This window comes from Shewanella schlegeliana (genome assembly GCF_016765635.1).
GTDB lineage: Bacteria > Pseudomonadota > Gammaproteobacteria > Enterobacterales > Shewanellaceae > Shewanella > Shewanella schlegeliana.
The window spans coordinates 508,286-533,117 of the sequence record NZ_JAESVD010000001.1 but is presented as its reverse complement, the minus strand read 5'-3'; the positions used below and the strand labels follow the sequence as shown (position 1 = coordinate 533,117).

Sequence of the window (24,832 nt, the reverse complement as noted above, 5' to 3'; positions counted from 1 at the left end):
ATTTTATTTAGAAGCCAAGCGAGCATCTAGAGTCAAAATGTTAGAATTGTGAGCGCACCGCAAACACCCATTGTGTATCTTCACTTTCAAAACGCTCTAGCTTTTCCCAATCATACTGATAACGTACAACCCAAGACCACTGCGGGTTAATTTGATAACCTAGCGCTAGCCAACTTCTGGCTTCATAACGCTCTACGCCATCTATTCCCATGTTGCCCTGTGCAAAAAACTCACTATACCAATGCTCAGTCATCGGCTTAAGTAGCGTCATATTCACATTCGCAGCAGTGCTATCTTTATAGGATTTTACTGCTAGGTGATTTACAGCGAGTTCGGTGAAGAGCTGAGTCGCAAACCAACCTTGATGCTCGGTCATTAAACCTAGTTGATACTGATAATGGCTGGCTTTGCCCTGTGGGGTATCTGTTTTGCCATGTTGAACCGAGGCTCTAAGGTTCAGCTGGTTAGTGGAATACAGATAGCCTAAATGCCACTTATCGCCACCTAAGTTGGTATTGGCGGAAAACTTTTGATGACTCGTGGCAAAACTTCCCCCGAGTTTAAACACATCTCCGTCGAAGCCTAAGTAAAGCGAATCATTTAAATTAAGTGGATCGGCAATATGCCTAAAATCATTGGCATAAATCGGCGCAGAAATAGCAGAAAGAAATAACAAAGAGCCTACAAAAGGAGTGAACGCCTTTACTGACATTATATATACCGGTAAAAAAGCGCTATTATTACTTTAGCATCAAGACTCAGCAAGGGGTTTTACTTTATATTACAACCGATTAACCAAAACATTCACCACAACCAACCGGTTAACAGGTGCAACCAGCATGCTGCGCTTAATGGTTACAAACAGATCAGTGAGTTGATCTTATTGCCGTTAGAATTTACCGTAACAAAGGAAATCATTATTCATGCAAGTTAGCAATAAACCCTCACCGATGGCTAAAATTTGGCACATAGTGTCTATGATCCCTGAAGGTAAGGTCTATTCTTACGGTAAGGTCGCTGATTTAGCAGGCCTGCCCGGTCGGGCGCGCTTGGTCTCAAAGGCATTACGCGCGGCGCCACCCGAGATGGCGCTTCCTTGGCATAGAGTCATTAATAGTCAGGGAAAAATATCCTTTGCAGAGCATACGCCCCCCTTTATAGAGCAGATGCAGAGCCTGCGTGCAGAAGGAATTATAGTGAACCGTGGCAGAGTTAAGTTGTCTGACTATGAGTGGCAACCCGATATCGCAACATTAGTGCTTTCAATGCCATATTAGAAAGCGAGTAAGGAGTTATATTTGGCTAAAAAATTTCCGACCCTATTCGCCATCAGCCTGTTATTTGCAAGCAGTTCAACACTTGCCGAAACGACGGCACTCACGCCTCATACTGCAGAGTATCAAGTCAATTACGGCAGTATAGAACTCGGCCGTGCCCGTTATATTCTCGATGCGCCCCAAGGTAACTTCTTCCAGTATCGTTTCGATAGTGATATCGGGCTATTAATGCTGTCCGATAAACGCCATATCCGTAGCGATTTTACCTTAGAGGATGACAACCAACTGGTGCCTATGCGCTACTCTGTCGAGCGAACCGGAACAGGACCCAGTTTTAGAGAGCAAGCCGCCTTTGCTAAAGGGCAAAATGTGGTTCATAGCCGCTATAAAGAGGAGCGCGCTCAGTTCCCCTACGACAACGATCTGTTCGACCCACTGATGGTGCAGCTGCAGTTTAGGCTCGACATGCAGGCCCATAAAGATGAATTGCATTACACTATGGTCAAAGAGGGCGAAGTCGATGATTACGCCTTTAAGATTGTGGGTAAAGAGCGCGTCAATATCGACAGTGGCAGTTATCAAACCATCAAGTTTGAGGTCGTACGCGATAGCAAAAAACGCCAAACCTTCTTCTGGATGGCGCCAGAGCTCAGCTACCTGCCAATACGGCTAACCCATTTCGAAAAAGGCAGCAAACAGCTAGACATTAAACTGCTCAATTATCGTTTTGAGCCAACATCGCCAACAAATACACCGGCCACAAAGCAGGCACAACTGAACGATGATGCCAGTAATGAAGAAGGCGAGTAAACGTTAAGAAGGCGAGCGACAAGACACTTCTCATTTCTGAGCTAGAGATAACAAAAAAGCTCGCTAAGTTAGCCTTAGCGAGCTTTTTAATTTCAGGATAGATTAGGGAGCAGATGAACTAATAAGCTCGCCCTTCTTAAATAACTTCCATTCGCCTGGACTCAGCACATTCCACTGCTCATTATTGGTCAATGGACGTGTGGCGATGACAGTTACCACATCATTCGGAGTAGTTTCTTTATCGAAATCGATTACCACATCGGTGTCGATAAGCTTTGCTTTACCAAAGGGCGCGCGGCGAGTGATATAACAGAGATTATTGCTGCAGTAACTCATTAGGTGCTCGCCATCACTTAAGATCATGTTAAACACACCTAAGGCGCGAATTTCATCCGCTAACGTCGAAATATAGTGATATACAGCCAACCTGTCGTTGGGAGCCTTATCACCAAACTTCTCCACGACTTTGTCCATGATCCAGCAGAATGCCATCTCACTGTCGGTGTCCCCCACAGCAGTAAAACGTGTCGATACAAACTTTTGTTCATAGTCACTCAGTTGGCCGTTGTGAGCATAGGTCCAATATTGCCCCCAAAGTTCTCGAGTAAAAGGGTGGGTGTTTTCTAATGACACACATCCGCGGTTAGCTTGGCGGATATGACTCACGACCACTTCACTCTTTATCGGATAGGACTTAATGAGCTGCGCAACATGGGATTCACTGCTAGGGCGTGCATCTTTAAAGGTACGATTGCCCTTACCTTCGTAAAAAGTGATCCCCCAACCATCGACGTGAGGCCCAGTGACACCACCTCTTTGTGCTAATCCTGTAAAACTAAATACAATATCTGTCGGAACATTGGCACTCATGGCCAGCAACTCGCACATTAATTCAATCCCGTTCAATCACTACCTCTATATCATTATATTCTAACCACTTGATAGCTGCAGTGGAATGCTTAGTCGATGAGAAATAAATTTAAACATTTGTTTAAAAAAATCTTGTATTAAAATTAACTAAGGTTTAGATTTTATGAGACACAGGTCTGACCACGCACTATAATTGTGATGTCAACCTCAAAATAAGTGCCTTTAGGTTAACTATCGGTCACACATATAAGGAGAATTACAGTGACTACCCTACTATGGATCTTGGCGATGATTTTTACGATAGGCGCCTTCGCTTATCTAAGAGTCGCTTTGCTCACCGCCACCTTAGGCACCGCGATTGTATTGGCAATCGGAACCGGCGCCGCCAGCGTAAGCCCATTACTATGGGTAGTGTTTCTTGCCATTGCTCTCCCTCTTAATATCAGCTCATTCAGACAAAATGTCATTACCCGCCCATTATTGAAAATGTATCGTGGGATCATGCCTGAGATGTCTTCGACAGAAAAAGAAGCTATCGAAGCGGGAACCACCTGGTGGGAAGCGGACCTATTTGCAGGCAAGCCAGATTGGAGCAAGCTACATAACTACCCAAAAGCTAGCTTAAGCGCCGAAGAGCAAGCCTTTCTCGACGGTCCAGTCGAAGAAGTTTGCCGTATGGTAAATCAACACCAAGTTTCTCATGAGTTAGCAGATCTGCCTGAAGAGGTGTGGCAATACCTGAAAGATAACGGTTTCTTTGCGATGATCATCAAAAAGAAATTTGGTGGTTTAGAATATTCTGCCTACGCACAATCACGCGTACTGCAAAAGCTTGCAGGCTTAAGCAGCGAGCTGGCTTCAACGGTTGGTGTGCCTAACTCATTAGGCCCAGGTGAACTTTTGCAGCATTACGGTACCCAGGCTCAGCAAGAGTATTACCTTCCGCGCCTTGCTAAAGGTTTAGAAGTCCCCTGTTTCGCCCTCACTAGCCCAGAAGCAGGCAGCGATGCGGGTGCGATTCCCGATTACGGCATTGTCTGTAAAGGGGAATGGGAAGGCGAAGAAGTGCTGGGTATGAAGCTCACCTGGAACAAACGTTATATTACCCTAGCACCCACTGCAACGGTATTAGGCCTCGCCTTTAAGCTGCGCGATCCTGACCAATTGCTCGGTAGCCAAGAAGAGCTAGGGATCACCTGCGCACTTATTCCAACTGATGTCGATGGTGTTGAAACAGGCCGTCGTCACTTCCCACTAAACTGCATGTTCCAAAATGGTCCAACCCGCGGCAAAGATGTGTTTGTACCACTCAGTTTCATCATTGGTGGCGCCGAGATGGCTGGCCAAGGCTGGAGAATGCTGGTTGAGTGTCTATCGGTTGGCCGTGGTATCACCCTACCGTCAAATTCGGCAGGCGGCATTAAGACTGCGGCCGTTGCAACGGGTGCCTATGCTCGCATTCGTCGCCAATTTAAGCTACCTATCGGAAAGCTAGAAGGAATTGAAGAGCCGATGGCGCGCATCGGTGGTAACGCCTACCTGATGGATGCGGTAACCACTCTGACCACCACAGGTATCGACCTTGGCGAAAAGCCATCGGTGATCTCTGCAATCGTTAAATATCACCTGACTGACAGAATGCAGCGATGCGTCATCGATGCCATGGACATTCATGGTGGTAAGGGCGTGTGTTTAGGCCCAAATAACTACCTAGGTCGTGGCTATCAGGCTGCTCCTATCGCTATTACCGTAGAGGGAGCCAACATTCTTACCCGCTCGATGATCATCTATGGTCAAGGCGCAATCCGCTGTCATCCCTATGTCTTAGCCGAGATGGAGTCGGCGTTTGATCCGGATGCAAACAAAGGCCTACGCGACTTTGACGCCGCTATCTTTGGTCATATCGGATTTACCACCAGCAACCTAGTTCGTAGCTTGTGGATGGGCTTAACTTCTAGCTACTTCTCTAACGTCCCTTATGCTGATAAGACCAAGCGTTACTATCAGCAGATGAACCGCTTTAGTGCCAACTTGGCCCTGCTATCGGACTTAGCGATGGCAACCTTGGGTGGTAACCTTAAGCGTAAAGAGCGTATTTCGGCGCGCCTAGGCGACCTACTGAGTCAGCTTTATTTGGCATCAGCAACTCTTAAGCGTTATGAAGATGAGGGCCGCCTTACCGAAGATCTACCGTTAGTACAGTGGGCCGTTGAGGATTCACTGTATAAGCTACAGTCTTCACTCGATGATCTGTTAGATAACTTCCCAATGGGACTCGGCATTGCACTGCGCGCGGTTATCTTCCCGTTTGGTCGCCCTCTTAAGCGTCCAAGCGATGTGCTTGACCACAAGGTGGCTAAAATCATGCAAACACCTTGTGCAAGCCGTGAGCGTTTAGGTAAGGGACAATTTTGGACACCGAGTGAGCATAACGCCGTTGGTATTCAAGAGCAGACCTTTAAAGATATTATCGCCTCTGAGCCTATCTACGACAAAGTCTGTAAGGCTGCAGGTAAACGCCTCCCCTTCATGTGGTTAGATAAAGTTGCCGCCGAAGGTAAAGCCCTAGGGGTACTGAGCGAAGAGGAAGTTGCGCTACTTGAGCGCGCCGAGATTGGCCGCATGAAGTCTATCAACGTCGATGATTTTGACCATGAAGAGTTAAAAGCACGCACGCTTGAATACACAAAAGAGGTGCAAGCGGCGTAAGTATTATTTATATACCTAAGTCATAAGCACAACAAAAAAGAGTTCTAAATTATTTAGAACTCTTTTTTTATCAGACATCTCTTATCAAATATCAGTTATCTAATATCAGTTATCTAATATCAGTTATCAAACATCTGTTACCAAGCATCAAGCTCATGCAAAGTAAGTCAACGAATAGATAACCAACTAGCTTAGATCGAAGCGGTCTGAGTTCATCACCTTTGTCCACACTGCAATAAAGTCCTCCACAAACTTTTGTTGATTATCATCTTGAGCGTAGACCTCTGCATAGGCCCGAAGGATTGAGTTAGAGCCAAACACAAGATCAACCCGAGTCGCCGTCCACTTAACCTTTGCCGTTTCGCGATCACTGATCTCATAAAGATTGCTACCTAAAGGTTGCCACGCGTTATTCATGTCGGTCAGATTAACAAAGAAGTCATTTGTCAGTGCGCCTAGACGTTCGGTGAACACACCATGGCTCACACCGGCGTAATTCGTACCCAACACGCGCATACCACCAAGCAGCACCGTCATCTCTTGCGCTGTAAGCCCTAACAGTTGCGTTTGATCAAGCATCAACTCTTCAGCGCTGACGGCATAATCACTCTTTAACCAATTACGATAACCATCATGAAGCGGCTCTAACACATGGAAAGACTCAACATCGGTCATTTCAGCAGTAGCGTCTCCGCGACCAGACGAAAACGGGACCTTTATTGCAAAGCCTGCTGCTTTAGCGGCCTGCTCAACACCAAGATTACCCGCAAGCACAATGACATCAGCCACACTGACACCATTTTGCGCAGCAATGGGTTCAAGCACCGCGAGTACTCTATTGAGTCTTTCAGGTTCATTGCCTTGCCAGTCTCTTTGTGGTGCCAAACGGATCCTTGCCCCATTAGCCCCACCGCGAAGATCTGAGCCGCGGAAGGTTCTTGCGCTATCCCAGGCTGTGGTAACCATATCGCTAACACTCAGACCACTTGCCGCTATTTGTGCCTTAACCGCCTCAACATCATAATTAGTGCAGCCTTTAGGCACAGGATCTTGCCAAAGGAGATCTTCTGCTGGAACATCAGGGCCTATGTACCTTGTTTTCGGCCCCATATCACGGTGGGTCAGCTTAAACCACGTTCTAGCAAACACATCTGAAAAGTATTCAGGGTCCTTGTAGAATCGTGCAGAAATCTTCTGGTAATCGGGATCCAACTTCATCGCCATATCGGCATCAGTCATAATTGGATTATAGCGATGGGTCAGATCCTCAACATCGACTGGCTTGTCCTCCTCTTTAATATTGATAGGCTCCCACTGCCAAGCTCCTGCAGGGCTTTTACTCAGCTGCCACTCATGATTAAGTAATAGCGTGAAATAACCGTTGTCCCATTGAGTCGGGTGCGTTGTCCACGCGCCCTCAAGTCCACTAGATACAGTGTCACGGCCTATGCCACGCTGGCTTTTGTTTATCCAACCCAAGCCTTGATCTTCTATATCAGCCCCTTCTGGGACAGGCCCTAACAGCGCAGCATCTCCATTGCCGTGGCATTTACCCACGGTATGACCACCAGCGGTTAGCGCAACGGTTTCCTCATCATTCATCGCCATACGACTAAAGGTAACGCGAACATCATTGGCGGTTTTAAGTGGGTTCGGATGACCATCGACACCTTCAGGGTTAACGTAAATAAGCCCCATCATCACAGAAGCTAATGGGTTTTCAAGATTGCGTTCCCCAGAGTAACGACTCCCTTCACTGCCGCTCGGTGCCAGCCACTCCTTTTCTGCTCCCCAGTAAATATCCTTTTCAGGATGCCAGATATCTTCACGGCCGAAGGCAAAACCAAAGGTTTTAAGACCCATTGATTCATAAGCTATGGTGCCTGCATAAGCAATTAAATCAGCCCAACTCAGCTTGTTGCCATATTTCTTCTTTATTGGCCAAAGCAAGCGACGAGCCTTATCTAGATTAACATTGTCCGGCCAAGAGTTTAGCGGGGCAAAACGCTGATTTCCCCTACCTGCTCCACCTCGTCCATCGGCCGTACGGTAAGTCCCTGCTGCATGCCATGATAAACGGATCATTAGCCCACCATAATGACCCCAGTCAGCTGGCCACCAAGCTTGGCTATCAGTCATCAGCGCATGAAGATCTTTTTTAAGTGAATCTACATCTAATAATTTGACCTGTTCACGATAGTTAAAACCTGCACTCATAGGGTTAGTTTTACTGTCATGCTGATGCAAAATATCGAGATTTAGCGCCTTAGGCCACCACTCCATATTTGACATACTGATTTCAGTGGTGGCGCCATGTATCACCGGACATTTATTGTTAGGCATAGGCTATCTCCTAAATATTTAGCAAGTTATTACCAAATCGGCTAATTCTTGGTATGTATAGGGTTAAAGGTTTAACTAGTGTAGTTGTTTATTCTGAATTTTCGATAAGCGAATATGTAAACCTTTAACTGATAACCGTTAAACTAAGCAAGTAAACTTTTTGGGTTGTTTTAGAGAACATGAGAGTTGAAGGCTTGAGTTGATTATTTGCAATGACTCGTGACGCTTAAGGTACAAAATCTGAGTAACCTTCGGCCGCGATAAACTCAACTCCCTTTATGTTGGCCTTCACAAGTTGCTCGACCACTGTTCTATGGAAGAACACATGCTTATAGCAAGCCGGATCGAAGAAAATTAACCGCTCTTCCAATGCGACCGCCTCTAATACCAATCAGTATAAGAAGTTGATCTACTCAGAACGATTTTTGGCAAATTAATTCAAGGTGAATAACTGAAAGAATGGTTAAGCTCGATGTCGACCCAATTCGCTCCAAGAGTAGAGGTTAACTCTAACCGATCAAAAATCGCTTTACGCAATGAAAAAGTCATTATCAAGAGCAACAACAGTTACTTTTCTATTGTTATTCGGCAAAACCTAAAAAGATTGGCAGATAAACCCGCCCGTCATTCGCTAATTTACGGGTTTTTGCTAAGTACATTTGTTAGAATCCCCCATTATTTTTGGCAACAACCCTGACACTAAGGCTTGCAGCCGCGCTCTGTTATCAATAACGGTTATTCACTGATGGTTTAGCATTGTCGAGTTTTGTACAGTGTATTTTCAGACAGTACCTTTTTTAGACCGTTTATTTATACAGGCTATTTCGTATGACTATTTAAAGGCAGGTTATGACCGTTCTTCTAATGACTCCACCTATGACCCAGCTGAATACGCCGTATCCGGCGACAGCGTATTTAACCGGGTTTCTACGCTCTCAAGGCTATGAGGCGGTGCAGCGAGATCCTGCTATTGAGCTTTTCCTAGAGATGATGACGGCGCCAGCGCTGGAGATTATTCGTCAGCATGTGGAACAAAACTTCGAACACTTTGAAGACGATGAACTGCCCGATGTCATCTTTAACTTTTTGGCGGAGTTTGACCGTTACCACCTCGCCGTTGAGCCAGCTATTCGCTTCTTACAGGGTAAAGATCCAAGCCTAGCACTGCGTATTAACTCCCGTCGTTTTTTACCAGAAGGCCCAGCATTTGACGCAATTGCGCAGATGGAAGCGGTATCTGGCGATGTGCTGCAAGCAGCCTTTGGCAATTTAGGCGTGCAAGATAAGGCCAAGTATCTGGCGACCCTGTTTATCAATGATCTGTCGAGCGTCATTACTCAGGGGGTCGATCCCTACTTTGAAGTGAGCCGTTATGGCGAGCAATTAGCGGCGGCTAACCCAAGCTTTGACAACCTCTACGATACCTTGATGGATGAACCAAGTTTCAGCTCAGAGATCTTAGAACAATTAGTTGAGCAGTATTTGGAAGAGACGCAACCGAGTGTCGTGGCGTTAACCGTGCCCTTCCCCGGCAATATGTTAGGCGCCCTGCGCATTGCGCAAACCTGTAAAGCGATCAATCCAGAGCTCCCTATCGTAATGGGCGGCGGTTTTATCAATACCGAGCTGCGAGCACTCAAAGATCCAAGAGTGTTTGAGTTTGTCGATTTTATCTGTCTCGATGATGGCGAGCGACCTTTTATCACCTTGCTGGAATACTTTGAAGGCAAACGTGATGTCGATGAGCTGGTGCGCACCTACTTCCTCGCCCAAAATGACAGTGGCGAGATCTACGTACACTTCAATGAAAATGCAGAGCTGCAAGATATTCCACAAACTGACGTGGGTGCCCCCGTGTACGACGGCCTGCCTTTAGGTGAATACCTGTCTTTATGTGAAATGCTCAACCCGATGCACCGCATTTGGAGTGATGGCCGCTGGAATAAACTGACCATCGCCCATGGCTGTTACTGGCGTAAATGCAGTTTTTGCGATGTTAGCCTCGACTATATCGGCCGTTTTGACGCCGCAAGCGCCGATGCGCTCGTGGATAGAATCGAGCAACTCATCGAAGAAACTGGCGAGACCGGCTTCCACTTTGTCGATGAAGCGCTACCGCCAAAGCTTTTATTTGCGCTTGCAAAACGACTCATTGAACGCAATGTGGTGATCAGCTGGTGGGGCAATATTCGTTTCGAGAGAACCTTTAGCCAAGCGCGTTGCCAATTGCTGGCAGATTCAGGTTGTATCGCAGTAAGCGGCGGCCTTGAAGTAGCATCAGATCGACTATTGAAGCTAATGAAGAAAGGCGTCAGTGTTGAGCGAGTCGCTCAGGTAACCAAGGCCTTCAGCGATGCCGGAATATTGGTTCACGCCTATTTAATGTATGGTTTCCCGACCCAAACTGAGCAGGAAACGGTCGATTCGTTAGAGATGGTGCGTCAGATGATGCAGCAAGGTTGTTTCCAGTCAGCTTACTGGCATCGATTTGTCGCCACGGTTCACAGCCCTGTTGGCATGAACCCTGAAAAGTTTGGTATCACGCTTACTGAGCGTCCTGAGATCTTATTCGCTGAAAACGATGTCGAGTTCACCGACCCAACTGGTACCGATCATGAGATGCTTGGCGAGGGGCTACGAAAGGCAATCTACAACTATATGCACGGCATCGGCTTTGACCAGCCAATGAGCTTCTGGTTTAACCAGAAAGTTACCCCCACGCAGATGAAAAAAGATCTTGTCTCAAGAGCGATTAACAACCTAATCGACAGCAGTGAAGACTAACCTTCTACGATTGAGGGCCAACTGCAGTTAAGAGCCCTCAGCTGTAAATAGCCTGCTGACTACCAATAGCGTTAACCTATCAAAAAGGCCACTTTCTTATTAAAAAGAAAGTGGCCTTAAACCGTATAGAGTCAAACTCGCTGCATAGATAGTGCTATATATCCACATTGGCCTTTTTGAAAACAGCAATCACAAATTGCTGCGGCTCAGTTTTGGACAAAAGCGGCTCACCACAAGAAAGGCAACTAGAGCTCTTAGTAAGCTCTCATGTCGCTACTTCTGTGGAACGCTGTAAAGCCCTCCATGGCCGCTCTACGGTTTCATCCTTGAAACCGAAGCCCACAGCCGCAGCGACATCTGACCATTCATCTCACGAATTCACTCCCTCAGATATTACAAACTCATTTTTGGACAGAAGCTTGTTAGTGTTAAAGCTCTTAAAGTGATGAGTCTTATTAGGTAACGTATGGAAAGTGGATATACGGTAACGCTCCAATAAGCGGTGAGTAATAGCTTGCTAAAATGTGAAACAAAGTGGAACCGAGCAAGCTGTTACGAATCCGACTTTATTGCCTTGTTATAAGTCGTTTACTTAGAAATTAGATCACCAACCAGCTTTGAAATATTATTCATACCACTTTCTATACGTTCACTTAACACACCAGTTTTTTGGTATGTAGGAACCATGATATCAAGTTTCTGAAATTCATCATGATTCACAATGATATCCATGTAGGATTGTAACACCTCAGTCTTAGTGCTTTTTCTTATTAGATCTTTTTTTACTTTTTCTTCATGACGGCATATTTCAACAACATCATCGTCATCATATTTTGCATAATAAAGTTCTCGACCAAGCCTTTTTTGCGACCACTTTAACTTACCTAACAACCTTTTAATTTCTTCCTGAAGCTCCGTTGTCCCCATTTGTCTCTGGTACCTCTGTTACTTTTAACTGGCTGTCCCAGCGGGGACAGTATTCTTTAACTCAATAGGAGTAAATTATGTCTAAAAACTCAATGTCAAAAGCCGCTGCTGCTCGAATTCAGTCGGCAACTGCAAAAGCAAATGGCGGAGTAGTCCCTAAAGGATCATTCGCTGCAAGAGCGCAATCTGCAGCAAGCCAATCAGGCTCCACTCCTCCACCTAACGGTCCAAGTAAAACTGGCAATCCTTCTGGCGGTGATCGCGGTAACAATCCACCAAAAAGCAAGTAGGGGGATCTATGCCAGATACATCAACTATGTCTGACGAGGAGCTAGACCTTTGGTCTGATATCAATAATCCGAATAATGATGCTGATATGGATGACTGGGCTGATGCCCATAATCCAAACAACGACGATTACTTGGATGATTAAATAAAAGTAGCTTGGGCCTGCCCAAGCTACTTACATTGCTCAGCATTCCGTTCAAAAGCTTTCAAAAAACCTTCTTCATCAACTTTGTATCGAATATATGAAATTTCGTTCATCGTATCCTCAAAAGCACAAAGACATAACTTCTTCTTGGAACCATAACTGCTATATGATAGCGGTTCCTTATATGAACTAGAGCACGCTTCTAAAACTGCGTATTCGATGTCTAGAGGATAACGGTTATCGGTTATTGCATAATCAATAAATTGACTACCACCATAAGCAAGTATCGCCGCTATACCTGCAGCTTTCAGTGGCTTTTTCACCGTGAATTTTTCAATAACACTTGCACAGGTTTTACAATGAAATTTAACTGTTGCACCAATTTCGGCCTTCTCGCCGCAACTACATGATTCTGACATTAGCACTCCATGCTAGATTTAGACTTATAACAGCTTATTATATAGCGGCTCGATAATGTTCCGGTTCAAATTCAACTTAGTAGCTGCCGCGTCAACCTAAGCAATTGTTTAATAAAGACAAAGCGAATCCTTAAGACCAATTTTATTAATATCAAGCCCGCAAAAGTGAGCGCCTTGATGTAGAGGTCTCTACAACCTTTTATCAATTACCGTAAATTCAAGAAGTTATCAGAAAAGTAGAAGTTTATCGAGCATAAAGCACCCGATTTTTGCTCACTTTACTCACGATTCATCAGCGTAAAATTATAACTGTGTATCTATCTAGTACTTTAAAGTCTGCTCTGATTGCCCAAGACATTAAGAAATATAAGCCGCTATTTGAGTTCTCAGGCGTAGAAATTTCTCCCGCTAGCTCGTATTGGGGCATTTTCAATTTAGAAATTGAACCACCAAAGCTTAACTTGAAGAAGGAAAACATCCAGTGTAGATACGGCTGCGGGCTTCGATGACATGGATGTCATCGCAGAGCTTACAGGGATTGTACTTGCAGCGTCTCGCAGCAGTGTCTGCACATACCCCGCTGGAGGCGATTGATAACTATGAAGCTAAAACATATAACATACTTCCCCGTAGCTATTGCTTAGAGAAAAATGTAATCAGCCTTCATTCGAAGGCTAATCAACTTTGAGGCAAAACTGAGTTACGGCACATACAGAAAACACCAATCCCTCATCGGAGTTACCGAAGTGCGTTGGAATCAATTGTGTAAACCCGACACGGATGTCGGGTTAGCTTTCGCGGGGCAGGTCGTTCTTTGGCATCCATGCCATCACGGCATTTATGAATCCATTCACATCAGATGCCCCATCGGAAGTGTTAGGTTATTTCGAATAAGTACGAGGAAGACAACTTCGTCTGGGGCGCTGAGGGTTCGTTAAGGGGGACAAGCGCTTTCCCCCTTGCCTCGGGTGTGGGCGAAGCGCTACGACTTTCGTCAAGCGAAGCTTGATAGTTCCAGCTGATAGCCACAGCACAAAACAGGTAGCCGCTAGCTATTACACTACTAGCATCTGCCTGATGAGCGCCTCACACTGAAGCTGATCCATATATTTGGGCACAGGATAGTTAAAGTGCGCTTCCTTCAGCGCCGCTCTAGCTAACTCGGGCACATCTTCAACTTTAAGGGCATCGAGCTGCGGTGCGATACCGTACTCTTTCAGCATCCCCTGAATATGCTCGATAAATCCCTGCGCCAACATTTCATCACCATCACTTTCTTTACCAAGACCACAGGCCCGTGAAAGTCTGGCCAGACGGGGCGCGGCGGCCTCTTTTGAATAATTAAGTACATAGGGTAATACGATGGCATTGGCTAGACCGTGGGGGGTGCCATATTTAGCCCCCAGATTGTGGGAGATAGCGTGCACATAACCCAAACTTGCCTTGGTAAACGCTAGCCCCGCGTAATAGGAGGCCATCGCCATATTGTGCCGCGCCTCGATATCGCTACCGTCTTCAACCACTTCCGATAAATTCTCCATGATTAGGCGCGTCGCTGCTATCGCGTAGGCATCGGTATCTGCTGAGGCATTCATGGAGATAAACGCCTCGACGGCATGTGTCAGTGCATCCATCCCGGTTGCGCTCGTCACATGGGGTGGCAGTCCTGTCATTAACGATGCATCCAGTGCTGCCATCATAGGCACAAGCTTGGGATCGATAAGCGGTGTCTTCTTATGAGTCAAGGGATCGGATACCACTGCGGCGATAGTCACCTCTGAGCCCGTTCCCGCCGTTGTCGGTATGACAAATAGTGGCGCCGGCGTTCTCCATACCCGAAATAGCCCGGTGAGTTTGGCTATCTTTCGATGATTATTCACTCTTGCGGCGATCACTTTTGCCGCATCTATCGGCGATCCGCCGCCGACGGCTAAGATGGCATCGCAACTATGACGCTGATAGAGGGCTAAGCCTGACTCAACCTGAGTATAAGTAGGATCGGGCAGCACACCATCATAGATGACATATTCAACACCAGTGTCCGATAGGCGATTTTTAATCGCATCTAAAAGCCCCAAGTTGATCAAAACGCTGTCGGTGACAATCAGTACCCTCTTCATCCCCATATAAGCAATGGCTTCACACAGCTCTAATGATGAACCTGCGCCGGTAAACAGGGTGGGCTTAGGCATGGGGATTATCTTGGCCGCCAACTTCAACGCCTTCATATAGCCCTTATATGCCGAAACCTGAAGAGGAAAAAGCCTACTTTTAGTATTGTGATCCATGGCAACTGTCCCTTTGTCTTTTTATCTTTTGTGTCGGTTTTTGTTTTTGTCTCTAGTGTCTTTCTCGAAGAGTTAATCCATTTCATCTCTTTGATAAAGCGTGAGGCGATAGTAAAACTCGATTGGTTTCAATGTTCACCGAAAGATGTCCACTCTTTTGTAGAATAACTACTCTAACAGGTTGGCGGCAATTTAGAAGATAAATTGAGCAGTTTAGCAAGGCGATTTCAGCGCTGTTTACTGAGCTGTTTACAGAGCCGTTTGAAGAACAGTTTGAAGGACGGTTTGCGGGGCAATTTTCACGAAGGTTTAAAGCAAAGTTAGTAGAGAGACAAACCACTATGGAGTCACAGTAAAGAGACTTATGTAATGATGTCTACCTAGAATAACCGCGTCCTTGCGGTTAAATACATTCTCTGAACATGTTACTCCTTGCTGCCCGTTGCCATTCATTGGGCAGCAGCGCCAAACAGAGCTTGCTATCAAGCTTGGGAGACTATGCCATAGACTCAGTTATTATCGTTGGCGATTGCGGTTGCGGCGCCAATAATCGCCCCGCCCACTATGACACCAGTCAGGAAATTATCCCTATTATTTGGCCTATGGTGATGGCGATTATCATGCAACGCATGACGGATTTCACGGCGAGCTTCGCGTTTTTCTCTGGCGACCTCTCGGTAACCCTCACGAATTTCACGTCTGGCACATTTGCGGGTCTTGCAACGTAGTACTTCTCGGGCGGCTTCGCGCTTTTCGCGGTTGACTTCGCGGATCCCCTCACGGATCTCTTTGCGCACTTCATAGCGGCCAGCATTAGCATCAAAGCTCCCTAGACCAGCAATCATTAATACTGCCAGGGCGAGTGTCAGGCCTTGTTTCATTTCTCGCCTCTCGTGTCTTGGTAAAAAGCTGCGGCACGTTTTTCAAAGTTTGCCAACGCTTCTGTGCACTCCTGCACATTGAGTTCGATATTGCTGCCGTATCCAAAGCTAGCGGCATAGAGAAACGCTCGGTCACCACCTAGGGTACGGCTGATTTCGCTATTGATATTCATTGCCTCGGTTTCTAATTGTGCGCGTTGTTCTGCGGCCACACAACCCAGTGCTAAACCTGTCTGATAGCCGAAATTCTTCAGTCCTGTATCAATTTGCTCTTCTTTTAGCAAAACATCCTGCTGCGGTTCATCAGCCAAGACAGGTGTTGCCAATACCGTTATTGCGACAAGTAATAATATATTTGAGGTGCGATGCATAAATTTCTCCATATCCTCAACCTTTGCCCAATGACACCTGCTGTGAAGTTTAGCACTTCACACCAAGTGAGTAAGTTTCAGTGATTATTTGCTGATGGCGCTAGTAGGCCAGTGCGAAGATGAACGCAAGCTGAACGCAGTTCGCAGCTCGGGCGCTGAAAAAACAACAAGTTCTCTCTCTGTTTGCTTGTTGTCGCGGCAATCAAATAAGGAGTCTGTTGCGTAAAAAATACTAACCGATAGTCCGTTTAAAATTGCAAAGCCAATAATAACCACTGCACAGAATCACTAATAATCAATAAGATAGATTGCTCTACCGTGACAACTAATCGTTCACTGAGCAATCTGCCTCTTAGCTTCACTAAGCAGGTTCACTGTCAGAGACAAGAGTGAAACTGAGAGTTAAAGTAAGAGTAAATCATCGGAGAAATAGTGATGTTCTATAGATTTTAAGCAATCTAACTGACTGTTTTATAATCTTGGTAAGCTCAACTATTTTCTTTTAGCAGGAAGCTCTGCACTATCGACTTAAAAAGTACAGCGTAGAATGAACGGACTAGGTCAGTCAGCAGAAGGCGAAAAAGCAGGAAAAGAGAGCAAAAACCCATGGCTCTTGCCCTCTTTGTCGTTTTACTGCACCAATGAATAGAAGATTGCTGAGATTGATACCAATCCGATAATCACCACAAAAACATTGCTTATAGCACCTGAGTATTGCTTCATCGCAGGCACTTTCATGATGGCATACATAGGCATGATAAATAGCAGCAGCGCAATAATTGGACCACCTAGGCTTTCAATCATTCCCAAAATATTCGGGTTGATTGTGGCTACGGCCCACGTGGTCAATAGCATAAAACCAGCGGTAACACGGTTCAGAATGACAGGGTTAACCTCTTTTCCCTTGCCGCGTGCAGCCTTAATGATTAAGCCATTAAAGCCTTCACTCGCCCCGATATAGTGGCCAAAGAATGACTTAGTGATAGCGATGATCGCAACAATAGGCGCAACATAGGCGATAATAGGCGTATCAAAATGGTTTGCCAGATAAGTTAATATCGACACATTTTGCGCTTTCGCCTCGGCTAAGTTGGCAGGCGAAAGGCTAAACACACAACTAAATACGAAGAACATCACAGTGACAACCATAAGAATATGGCTGAAAGCTAAGATCCGTGAGCACTGCTTGTCGGTATTATCACCGTGAAGTTTCCTACGGTCTACTGCAAAAGCGGAGATAACCGGAGAATGGTTAAATGAGAATACCATCACCGGCAGTATCAACCACAATGCCATTAAGATGGTGCTTATACCTCCCTCTGCTGGCATCACATTGCTAAATATAGACGTGTTCCAGTAAGGGATTAGATAAACGGAGAGCAGTAAAAGTACAGCAACGAATGGGAAAACCAGCACACTCATCGCTTTGATAATTAACTGCTCACCTAAGCGAACCACGGCAATCAAGCCAATAATCAAGATTAAGGCTAAAGTTGCGCGGTTAGGCGGAGTAATACTTAGCTGATGCTGCATAAAGCTTTCAACAGTATTGGTTAGTGCAACACTGTAAACGAGCAAAATGGGGTAGATAGCAAAGAAATAGAGTAAGGTGATAACCTTGCCCATACCGACACCAAAATGTTCCTCTACCACTTCGGTGATCCCAGCCTCTGGATTTGAGCCCGAAAGCACAAAACGTGTTAATCCGCGATGAGCGAAGAAGGTCATTGGCAGTGCTAGGAGTGCCATGATTAAGAGAGGAATTAAGCCACCTTGAGCCGCATTAATTGGCAGGAAAAGCGTGCCCGCCCCCACAGCCGTACCATAGAGGCCCAATACCCACAGAGTATCGCTCTTGCTCCAGCTTGATTTAACCTCGAGTTGTACCGGGGTATTTTCAGTTTTGTTAATTACAGAGTCCATTATGGACATCTCCTTAGACGGTTTTTATATAACCTTTTAAGGGTTCTGTTTTCATATCTAAATCACAGCTAAAAGCCGCCGAAAATATCAACCTCAGCGACTCAGGCAACATAAGATAGGGAGTTTAACCACAAAGAGTGAATGAAAAACTGGCAGAACCTAGTAAAGGCCGCGCAGTATAGGGAAGAGAGCTAGGGAGAAATGTGATTTCGAACAAACTTATTTAGGTTTTGCAAATAAACCAAACTGTTCGTTGTTTTTTCGACCATTCAATATGTGTGTCAATAGTGTGTGACGACGACCACGCTCATGTCGGTGCATCATGATTTGTGAAGGGACACTAAAAAAATATATGCTTCTGTATGCCAAGCTCTCTTTATTAACTGAAGGGCCCTATTCTAGCCAAATGGCGATTTCCTCTGAGAACACAGGAAAAACCGATGACACAGTTATTAACAGTTGGAAAGAGAGGAGCTAACCTGCTTGTTCTGCTATGAGGCGAATCAACAATGGGGACTTTCAATTGAGAAGTCGAAGCTTAGTAACCTAAACAAAAGAAGCTACTCACCTACAGCGTAGCTATGCTTGCCTTATAGGGTTGGCTCATCGCCATGTTTGTTATGTGTCTAGCCGTACTAAGTGTCTAGCCGAGCACGGCGCCCATGACTCTTGTGGCTACTTTTCGATTCAATACTTAATTAGCTAAACACCAGCATCCGCGACCATCTGTCTTTGCTTGATAAAGAGCCTTGTCAGCTTTTTCTATCATTGAATCTAGCGTGCACTTTGGTGATGAGAGAGAAATGCCAACACTGACAGAGACTCGTATGCTTTTTCCATCAGAGGCTTTAAGATAAGTCTTAGACATGACTTCTTGCAGTCGTTCTGCAACAATCTCTATCCCCTGCTCTGTCATACCGTTAAGGATTATAACAAACTCATCCCCACCAATTCGACCGAGCAAATCGCTCTCTCGTAAAACCAGGCTCATCGCTTTGGCGGCAGTTTGGAGAAAAAGATCACCAAACAGATGACCATAGGTATCATTTACTCCCTTAAAATAGTCAATATCAATCAACATAATAGCCATTTGTGACGCACTGCGATGAGCCTGTTTTAACTGTGCGCCAGCGAGATCGAGTAAGAATCGACGAGATAACACTCCCGTTAATTGGTCAGTGCGAGCTTGTTCGAAAAACTTATTCTTAAGAGATACGACCTCAGAGATGTCGGTTGAGATGTTAATTAAACCAGAAGCTTTGTTATTGACTTTAAAGGGGGCCCTTGCAACCCAAAAATGCACTTTTTCACCATTGTTCCCGGTAGCACTTTCTTCGCTTATGATTTTTTGCCCCGTTTGCAATACTTCGGAATCAAGTCGGATGGTCTCATCTGACATATATGAAAGTATTATCTCTTTGTCGGTTTTACCTACTATATTTTCAGCGTTTTGCCCAAGCAATGAGGCTGCATTTGAATTGATATATTGATATCTTCCTTTTGCGTCTTTCATGTATACACAGGAGGGGATATTTTCTAGAACAAGGCTAAGAAGCTCTTCCTTTTCTTCTATCTCCTTTCTTATCTGAACATTTTCAGTAATATCAGATGAGATCCCGCATAGGGCGGTAATATCACCATTTTCATCATATATTGGTAACTTTACAGACCAATAGGTACGTTCTTCTTCAGTCCCTTCCATGACTGATTTTTCTTCAACTTCAATACGCTTACCTGTCTGCAAGACGATTAAGTCATTTTGACGCAACTCATCGCAGGCTTTAAGATCGAAGAATTTTTCATCCGTTTCTCCAATAACCTCTTCTGCCGAGTAACCAAAAACCTGGCATGTCTGATGGTTTGCATAGGTATATCGCCCATCAGTATCATTGGTGTAAACACATGCTCCAATATGATCCAAAATAAAATTGAGACGTTTATTTTCATTTTTTAAACGTTCATTTTCTGCTTTTAGTTTTTCGGTTTCGGATTTTTCTTTATTCATTGTACCTACACTTGAATTCAAGTACGAAGGCCGATGCCAGTATCACACTGAACATTTTCGTAACTATTGTAATCAATTAAAAAGATATACCGTTATGGTCTATATCAAGTGTAGATATGGTTTAGCTCATAGCAAACAGAAATTCGATATGGTTAACTCCGTTACATACTGATTTGGCATGACTTCCATCCATGGAGGTCAGACATAGCTAGATATTGTTAGCGATACTCGCAGTTTTACTCGGTTCAGCCACGTTATCATTGCCGCCCTCAAATTTAACCGCATCGGCAGGAATTAAGCTGATCAGTTCAACACCAACGGGGATCTCGCTCTCCATTTCGCCGCTAATCAGCCTCACCTTGCCCTCTTGCAGATAAATCAGCGGGATTGCAGCTTGTGAATATTGCTCCATAAACATGGCGTAATTGAAGTTCTCTGTTAGACGAGTACTCTTTATCGTGGCGCCTTTTGCCATTAAGCTGGCGAGTTTTGAGTACGAAACCCCATCACCAAATAGACACAAGCGCTTCAGATAAGACTCTGAAAGCTGATGGCGTGCACTGGAGGTTTCGCCATTATTAAGGCCATAGACCTTTTCTTCACCAAACACATCTTGGAAATAGAAGTTTACTAAGGGATTAAGCTGACGGTACGGTGACATCACCAAGACTCGGCCTATTCCGACCATATTCATATGGTTTTCTGCATGCTCAGATGCAGGGTTACCAAAATACACAGGTATGTTATCCATGCGTGCGAGACGAATATTATCCCAGTTATTGTCGGCCAGTAGCACAGTCACGCCTTTGCTCTGTAATGTTTTTGCCAATGCACGAGGGAATTGAGAGGCGCCGAAAATAAGCAGACCTTGGGAGGAATCGGCAGTAACACCGAGAATTTTAGCCCACCTGCCTGCAGTTAAGCTCTGGATCACCACAGTACCGATAATAATCAAAAATACCAAAGGCACGATGAGCTCAGCACCTTTAATACCAATAGCCTCAAGTTTTATGGCGAATAAGGACGACACGGCTGCGGCAACGATGCCGCGAGGGGCGACCCAGCTTAAAAACCATTTATCACCATTAGATAAGGAGGTTCCGACACCGCAGCACCAGATACTTAATGGCCTTGCGATCAACATGACGACAGCTAATAGCGCTAAGCCCTCCCAACCTAGGCTAAGCAAGGCATCGGCATTGAGGCGCGCTGCCAGCAAGATGAACAGCGCAGAGATCAACAGCACTGTGAGGGTTTCTTTAAACTCGAGAATATCGGCAATGTCGACGCCTTTCATATTCGCTAGCCAAATCCCCATCACAGTCACAGAGAGCAAGCCCGCCTCTTCTTGTAATAAATTTGAGCCAACAAACACCGCTAACATAAGAGTTAAAACAGCGGTATTGCGAAGATAATGGGGGAGCAAGTTATTACGCAAAACGAGGCCGACTAAATAACCACTGATCACACCAAAACCTAGGCCTACGGCCAACATGGCACTGAGGGCGTGCAGAACATGGGTCGTTGGATCGGCGGCAACGGCAATATACTCAAACACCAACACCGCAAGCAGTGCACCAATAGGGTCGATAACAATCCCTTCCCAGCGCAAAATACTCGCAAGTTCAGTCTTAGGCCTAACGCTTCGAAGCATAGGCACTATGACTGTTGGGCCAGTCACTACCACTAACGCACCAAAAAGCAGTGCCATTGACCACTCAAAATCGAGTAGATAGAAGGTGCCGACAGCGATACAGGCCCAAGTGATCACAGTGCCGAGTGTCACCAGTCGAGTCACCATTACGCCGTGTTCCTTAATCTCTTTGAAATTAAGGGTTAACGCACCTTCAAACAGAATAACTGCAACTCCGAGTGAAATGATCGGAAATAGTAGATCACCAAAAATGACATCGGGTTGAAGAAATCCAAGCCCTGGTCCAAGCAATAGACCACACAGGAGCAAAGGCAAAATAGCTGGCAGTCGAAGCTTCCAGCCTATCCACTGACAAAACAATGATAAAACACCTAGCAAAGCAAGCATCGCAGTGATCTGCTCAAGCATACCTTTAATCCTTATCTAATCATTTCTATTGAAATCTTGGTTTGTTAAAAGAGACGGTCAAGTGTAAAAACTATAGCCAAACCTGAGTAAAATACGATAACGCTAAGAAAAGTAAATCAATATTATCGTTAAATAATCCGGATGGATAAGAATACAGCAAGGTTCGAGCTTTAGGTGCTAGGTGCTAGGTGCTAGGTGCTAGGTGCTAGGTGCTAGGTGCTAGGTGCTAGGTGCTAGGTGCTAGGTGCTAGGTGCTAGGTGCTAGGTGCTAGGTGCTAGGTGCTAGGTGCTAGGTGCTAGGTAAATAGAGAAGCAGATAAGATTTCAGTTTAAAACATTTATAAGTAGAAAAAGTGATAAACGAAAAAAGCCCTCACATTGCACTGAAGGCTTTCGTCTTTGTGTTGGCACAGCGGCCAGGCTTGGAACACTGCCGAACCCGCGACCTCGTTGTGACAAGATTAGTAGCTTCGACTTAGCTGTAAAATAGATAAAAACAAAGAACGAAAAAAGCCCTTACATTGCTGTAAGGGCTTTTGTCTTTGTGTTGGCACAGCGGACAGGCTTGGAACACTGCCGAACCCGCGACCCCGACGTGACAGGGTATCCAATACAAAATAATTTAAAATCTGCAGAACGAAAAAAGCCTCTACATTGCTGTAGAGGCTTTCGTCTTTGTGTTGGCGGAGCGGACGGGACTCGAACCCGCGACCCCCGGCGTGACAGGCCGGTATTCTAACCAACTGAACTACCGCTCCTAAACTTTTCTAGAAATCATCAAGTCGATTTCTAAAGTCATTGTTATGTCACTAACATGACTTACGACTAACTAAACTAGTTAGCTTTTACTAAATTGGCGGAGCGGACGGGACTCGAACCCGCGACCCCCGGCGTGACAGGCCGGTATTCTAACCAACTGAACTACCGCTCCTAAACTTTTCTAGAAATCATCAAGTCGATTTCTAAAGTCATTGTTATGTCACTAACATGACTTACGACTAACTAAACTAGTTAGCTTTTACTAAATTGGCGGAGCGGACGGGACTCGAACCCGCGACCCCCGGCGTGACAGGCCGGTATTCTAACCAACTGAACTACCGCTCCAAAACTTTGCTAGAAATCAATCTTATTGACTCCTAATGTTACTCGTTATGTCACTAACAAATAACTAAAATTTAGTACTTGATTGGCGGAGCGGACGGGACTCGAACCCGCGACCCCCGGCGTGACAGGCCGGTATTCTAACCAACTGAACTACCGCTCCACATCAAGTGCGGTGAATAATACGTAGAGAGAGGTAGTCCGTCAATAAGTTTTTTATAAGATCTTTACTGACTAGTCGAAAAACGAACAATCCGTTTTTTTTTGAGCATTTACTGAGAAAAACTAGCTCTTTCCGACTTGATTATCAGTATCTTCCGGCATCGTCAGATCGATTTGGTCCAATTCGAGCAATACCTTTTCTCGGCGGATCTCTTTTTCCAGTCGCGCCTCAGTAGCGGCTAATGCTTTTTTAAGATTACTGCGTTTACGAAGAAACAGTAAAACCACAATTCCGATAATCACTAAGACCACATTAATGGAAACTATCAATACAATAGCCTCCTCTTTTGCTTTTTGCTCCTCAGCCTTTGCCAACGCTTCGGCTCTTGCTGCGAGCTCCTCTTCGCTCGGTGGGGGTTCCGGCGGCTGGATCAGATTAAAGAATAGCTCTGGTAAACTTAAATAGATCTCTCTGCCATCATGTGTTGTGCTTACTGCATTGAGTTTTAAATCGTAGCTACCAAAATCAATCACTCTTGGTAAGGCAAACTGAGTCTGTTTTTCATTGAAGTGAGTTATGGTTACCGGAATAACTTTGCCGGTAGGCCCCATAATTTCGGCCTCGAGATGAGTTTGCTCTAGCAATAACACCTCATCATCAATCTGAATGTCTAATGTCCAGATCCCAGATTCAGAATTATCAGTCTCTAACAGCGCCACATTAATTGGCCGCTTAGACAACCTAAACTCCTGTGAGTATTCCCGCTCTAGCACAGTGTTTTTCGCCTGGACTTGTAAGGTGTAATCCCCCCAAGGCTGCTCTAGGTTTAAATCACTGGTAAACACACCATCATCGGGCCGCTCATCAAGCTCCTCACCATTATCTCGATAAGCGCCAACGATTATGATACCTGCAGCGTAATTTTCATCTGCGGTGTTATTTTTACTGATAAATCGAGCCGTCCAATTCATCATAAAATCGAGACCAGGCAGACGTACCTTCTGCTCATCACCCAGTAACCTAGCGGTTAACTTAAGGCGCTCGCCTTGAAAAAGCGGCTGTGGAATGGCATCGACATCAACGGTTAGCGTCGAGACTTTCTCTATTACCGACCCCTCTACCACTTGGCCTAGCAGCTGCCACGGACCCGGCATTGGCTTCTTGATGGTGATCATGTCACCGGTTAGCCCCTCCATCCAAGATACTGTGCCTTCGGGATGACGATTAACGTACCATTTGCTGCCATCGGGGCGCACAATCACCACAGGGGCACTGCCGTACTCGCGGTGAATAAGTAACGTTATCGAATCGACCATATGATCGATTTTAAAACGATTTTTCAGTTCGGAGGCATGATTTGAGAGCACCACATTCGCCACTGCAACACCACTAATAGAGAGGTAGCAGAGTACAAAAGCCGTAAAAAGTTTGACTCTTCTAATCATATTGGGGCTCATAAAATGACA

Annotated in this window: 19 protein-coding genes and 4 tRNA genes; 6 read left to right on the top strand and 17 right to left on the bottom strand. The window is 45.4% G+C overall.

The window, feature by feature from the left end; translation table 11 throughout:
- Positions 1-40 precede the first annotated feature (40 nt).
- Positions 41-712, bottom strand: a complete 672-nt coding sequence (locus tag JMA39_RS02375) for a hypothetical protein (RefSeq protein WP_202720224.1) — start codon at positions 710-712, stop codon at positions 41-43.
- A gap of 211 nt (positions 713-923) precedes the next feature.
- On the opposite strand from JMA39_RS02375, the gene JMA39_RS02370 reads away from it, so the two are divergent.
- Positions 924-1,277, top strand: a complete 354-nt coding sequence (locus tag JMA39_RS02370; protein ID WP_202720223.1) for an MGMT family protein — start codon at positions 924-926, stop codon at positions 1,275-1,277.
- A 21-nt stretch (positions 1,278-1,298) separates the two neighbouring features.
- Positions 1,299-2,087 carry a DUF3108 domain-containing protein gene (locus JMA39_RS02365; RefSeq protein ID WP_202720222.1) on the top strand — a complete coding sequence of 263 codons (789 nt, stop codon included), beginning with the start codon at positions 1,299-1,301 and terminating at the stop codon, positions 2,085-2,087.
- A gap of 102 nt (positions 2,088-2,189) precedes the next feature.
- Here the strand turns inward: JMA39_RS02365 and JMA39_RS02360 are convergent, their stop codons facing one another.
- Positions 2,190-2,975, bottom strand: a complete 786-nt coding sequence (locus JMA39_RS02360; RefSeq protein WP_202720221.1) for a class II glutamine amidotransferase — start codon at positions 2,973-2,975, stop codon at positions 2,190-2,192.
- 243 nt (positions 2,976-3,218) lie between these two features.
- On the opposite strand from JMA39_RS02360, the gene fadE reads away from it, so the two are divergent.
- Positions 3,219-5,666 carry an acyl-CoA dehydrogenase FadE gene (gene fadE, locus JMA39_RS02355; protein WP_202720220.1) on the top strand — a complete coding sequence of 816 codons (2,448 nt, stop codon included), beginning with the start codon at positions 3,219-3,221 and terminating at the stop codon, positions 5,664-5,666.
- A gap of 186 nt (positions 5,667-5,852) precedes the next feature.
- Here fadE and katG read toward each other — a convergent pair whose 3' ends face one another.
- The gene (katG, locus tag JMA39_RS02350) at positions 5,853-8,009 is read right to left on the bottom strand and encodes a catalase/peroxidase HPI (RefSeq protein ID WP_202720219.1); all 2,157 of its coding nucleotides are present in this window, start codon (positions 8,007-8,009) and stop codon (positions 5,853-5,855) included.
- A gap of 226 nt (positions 8,010-8,235) precedes the next feature.
- Positions 8,236-8,379 (bottom strand): hypothetical protein, encoded by a 144-nt coding sequence (locus tag JMA39_RS02345; protein WP_202720218.1) that lies wholly within the window; start codon positions 8,377-8,379, stop codon positions 8,236-8,238.
- A gap of 479 nt (positions 8,380-8,858) precedes the next feature.
- Between JMA39_RS02345 and JMA39_RS02340 the strand changes: the two genes are divergently transcribed.
- The gene (locus JMA39_RS02340; RefSeq protein ID WP_202720217.1) at positions 8,859-10,793 is read left to right on the top strand and encodes a B12-binding domain-containing radical SAM protein; all 1,935 of its coding nucleotides are present in this window, start codon (positions 8,859-8,861) and stop codon (positions 10,791-10,793) included.
- A gap of 588 nt (positions 10,794-11,381) precedes the next feature.
- On the opposite strand, the gene JMA39_RS02335 is transcribed toward JMA39_RS02340, so the two are convergent.
- Positions 11,382-11,720 carry a hypothetical protein gene (locus JMA39_RS02335; RefSeq protein WP_202720216.1) on the bottom strand — a complete coding sequence of 113 codons (339 nt, stop codon included), beginning with the start codon at positions 11,718-11,720 and terminating at the stop codon, positions 11,382-11,384.
- 77 nt (positions 11,721-11,797) lie between these two features.
- Here JMA39_RS02335 and JMA39_RS02330 point away from each other — a divergent pair, with 77 nt between their 5' ends.
- Together JMA39_RS02330 and JMA39_RS21275 are read left to right on the top strand one after the other, a co-directional pair.
- Positions 11,798-12,010 carry a hypothetical protein gene (locus tag JMA39_RS02330; RefSeq protein WP_202720367.1) on the top strand — a complete coding sequence of 71 codons (213 nt, stop codon included), beginning with the start codon at positions 11,798-11,800 and terminating at the stop codon, positions 12,008-12,010.
- Between the two features lie 8 nt (positions 12,011-12,018).
- Positions 12,019-12,153 carry a hypothetical protein gene (locus JMA39_RS21275; RefSeq protein WP_256260991.1) on the top strand — a complete coding sequence of 45 codons (135 nt, stop codon included), beginning with the start codon at positions 12,019-12,021 and terminating at the stop codon, positions 12,151-12,153.
- Positions 12,154-12,179: 26 nt separating this feature from the next.
- Here JMA39_RS21275 and JMA39_RS02325 read toward each other — a convergent pair whose 3' ends face one another.
- From JMA39_RS02325 to JMA39_RS02270, 12 genes are all read right to left on the bottom strand, one after another.
- On the bottom strand, positions 12,180-12,572 hold the full coding sequence (locus tag JMA39_RS02325) for a hypothetical protein (protein WP_202720215.1): 393 nt from the start codon (positions 12,570-12,572) through the stop codon (positions 12,180-12,182).
- Between the two features lie 1,055 nt (positions 12,573-13,627).
- A complete protein-coding gene (locus JMA39_RS02320; protein ID WP_237732539.1) occupies positions 13,628-14,785 on the bottom strand; it encodes an iron-containing alcohol dehydrogenase in 1,158 nt (385 codons plus the stop codon).
- 584 nt (positions 14,786-15,369) lie between these two features.
- Positions 15,370-15,741, bottom strand: coding sequence for a hypothetical protein (locus JMA39_RS02315; RefSeq protein WP_202720213.1), 372 nt, complete (start codon positions 15,739-15,741; stop codon positions 15,370-15,372).
- On the bottom strand, positions 15,738-16,124 hold the full coding sequence (locus JMA39_RS02310) for a hypothetical protein (protein WP_237732538.1): 387 nt from the start codon (positions 16,122-16,124) through the stop codon (positions 15,738-15,740). Before JMA39_RS02310 ends, JMA39_RS02315 begins: the two co-directional genes overlap by 4 nt.
- Before the next feature lie 618 nt (positions 16,125-16,742).
- A complete protein-coding gene (locus JMA39_RS02305; protein WP_202720212.1) occupies positions 16,743-18,035 on the bottom strand; it encodes a serine/threonine transporter in 1,293 nt (430 codons plus the stop codon).
- Between the two features lie 694 nt (positions 18,036-18,729).
- On the bottom strand, positions 18,730-20,040 hold the full coding sequence (locus tag JMA39_RS02300; RefSeq protein WP_202720211.1) for a sensor domain-containing diguanylate cyclase: 1,311 nt from the start codon (positions 20,038-20,040) through the stop codon (positions 18,730-18,732).
- A 208-nt stretch (positions 20,041-20,248) separates the two neighbouring features.
- Entirely contained in the window at positions 20,249-22,102 is a 1,854-nt protein-coding gene (locus JMA39_RS02295) for a cation:proton antiporter (RefSeq protein WP_202720210.1), read from the bottom strand.
- Between the two features lie 681 nt (positions 22,103-22,783).
- A tRNA-Asp gene (locus JMA39_RS02290) sits at positions 22,784-22,860 on the bottom strand.
- Between the two features lie 96 nt (positions 22,861-22,956).
- A tRNA-Asp gene (locus tag JMA39_RS02285) sits at positions 22,957-23,033 on the bottom strand.
- A gap of 96 nt (positions 23,034-23,129) precedes the next feature.
- Positions 23,130-23,206, bottom strand: a tRNA-Asp gene (locus tag JMA39_RS02280).
- 83 nt (positions 23,207-23,289) lie between these two features.
- Positions 23,290-23,366: transfer RNA gene (locus tag JMA39_RS02275), tRNA-Asp, on the bottom strand.
- A gap of 122 nt (positions 23,367-23,488) precedes the next feature.
- Positions 23,489-24,823 (bottom strand): TIGR03503 family protein, encoded by a 1,335-nt coding sequence (locus JMA39_RS02270; RefSeq protein WP_202720209.1) that lies wholly within the window; start codon positions 24,821-24,823, stop codon positions 23,489-23,491.
- Between the last annotated feature and the right edge of the window lie 9 nt (positions 24,824-24,832).

What these genes read in the sequence shown, in the direction of transcription:
- JMA39_RS02305 (WP_202720212.1), bottom strand. Translation starts at nt 18,035, where the DNA reads ATGGACTCTGTAATTAACAAAACTGAAAATACCCCGGTACAACTCGAG.
- JMA39_RS02310 (WP_237732538.1), bottom strand. Translation starts at nt 16,124, where the DNA reads ATGGAGAAATTTATGCATCGCACCTCAAATATATTATTACTTGTCGCA.
- JMA39_RS02315 (WP_202720213.1), bottom strand. Translation starts at nt 15,741, where the DNA reads ATGAAACAAGGCCTGACACTCGCCCTGGCAGTATTAATGATTGCTGGT.
- JMA39_RS02370 (WP_202720223.1), top strand. Translation starts at nt 924, where the DNA reads ATGCAAGTTAGCAATAAACCCTCACCGATGGCTAAAATTTGGCACATA.
- JMA39_RS02300 (WP_202720211.1), bottom strand. Translation starts at nt 20,040, where the DNA reads ATGAATAAAGAAAAATCCGAAACCGAAAAACTAAAAGCAGAAAATGAA.
- JMA39_RS02375 (WP_202720224.1), bottom strand. Translation starts at nt 712, where the DNA reads ATGTCAGTAAAGGCGTTCACTCCTTTTGTAGGCTCTTTGTTATTTCTT.
- JMA39_RS02330 (WP_202720367.1), top strand. Translation starts at nt 11,798, where the DNA reads ATGTCTAAAAACTCAATGTCAAAAGCCGCTGCTGCTCGAATTCAGTCG.
- JMA39_RS02325 (WP_202720215.1), bottom strand. Translation starts at nt 12,572, where the DNA reads ATGTCAGAATCATGTAGTTGCGGCGAGAAGGCCGAAATTGGTGCAACA.
- JMA39_RS02335 (WP_202720216.1), bottom strand. Translation starts at nt 11,720, where the DNA reads ATGGGGACAACGGAGCTTCAGGAAGAAATTAAAAGGTTGTTAGGTAAG.
- JMA39_RS02360 (WP_202720221.1), bottom strand. Translation starts at nt 2,975, where the DNA reads ATGTGCGAGTTGCTGGCCATGAGTGCCAATGTTCCGACAGATATTGTA.
- JMA39_RS02270 (WP_202720209.1), bottom strand. Translation starts at nt 24,823, where the DNA reads ATGAGCCCCAATATGATTAGAAGAGTCAAACTTTTTACGGCTTTTGTA.
- JMA39_RS02295 (WP_202720210.1), bottom strand. Translation starts at nt 22,102, where the DNA reads ATGCTTGAGCAGATCACTGCGATGCTTGCTTTGCTAGGTGTTTTATCA.
- JMA39_RS02340 (WP_202720217.1), top strand. Translation starts at nt 8,859, where the DNA reads ATGACCGTTCTTCTAATGACTCCACCTATGACCCAGCTGAATACGCCG.
- katG (WP_202720219.1), bottom strand. Translation starts at nt 8,009, where the DNA reads ATGCCTAACAATAAATGTCCGGTGATACATGGCGCCACCACTGAAATC.
- JMA39_RS21275 (WP_256260991.1), top strand. Translation starts at nt 12,019, where the DNA reads ATGCCAGATACATCAACTATGTCTGACGAGGAGCTAGACCTTTGGTCT.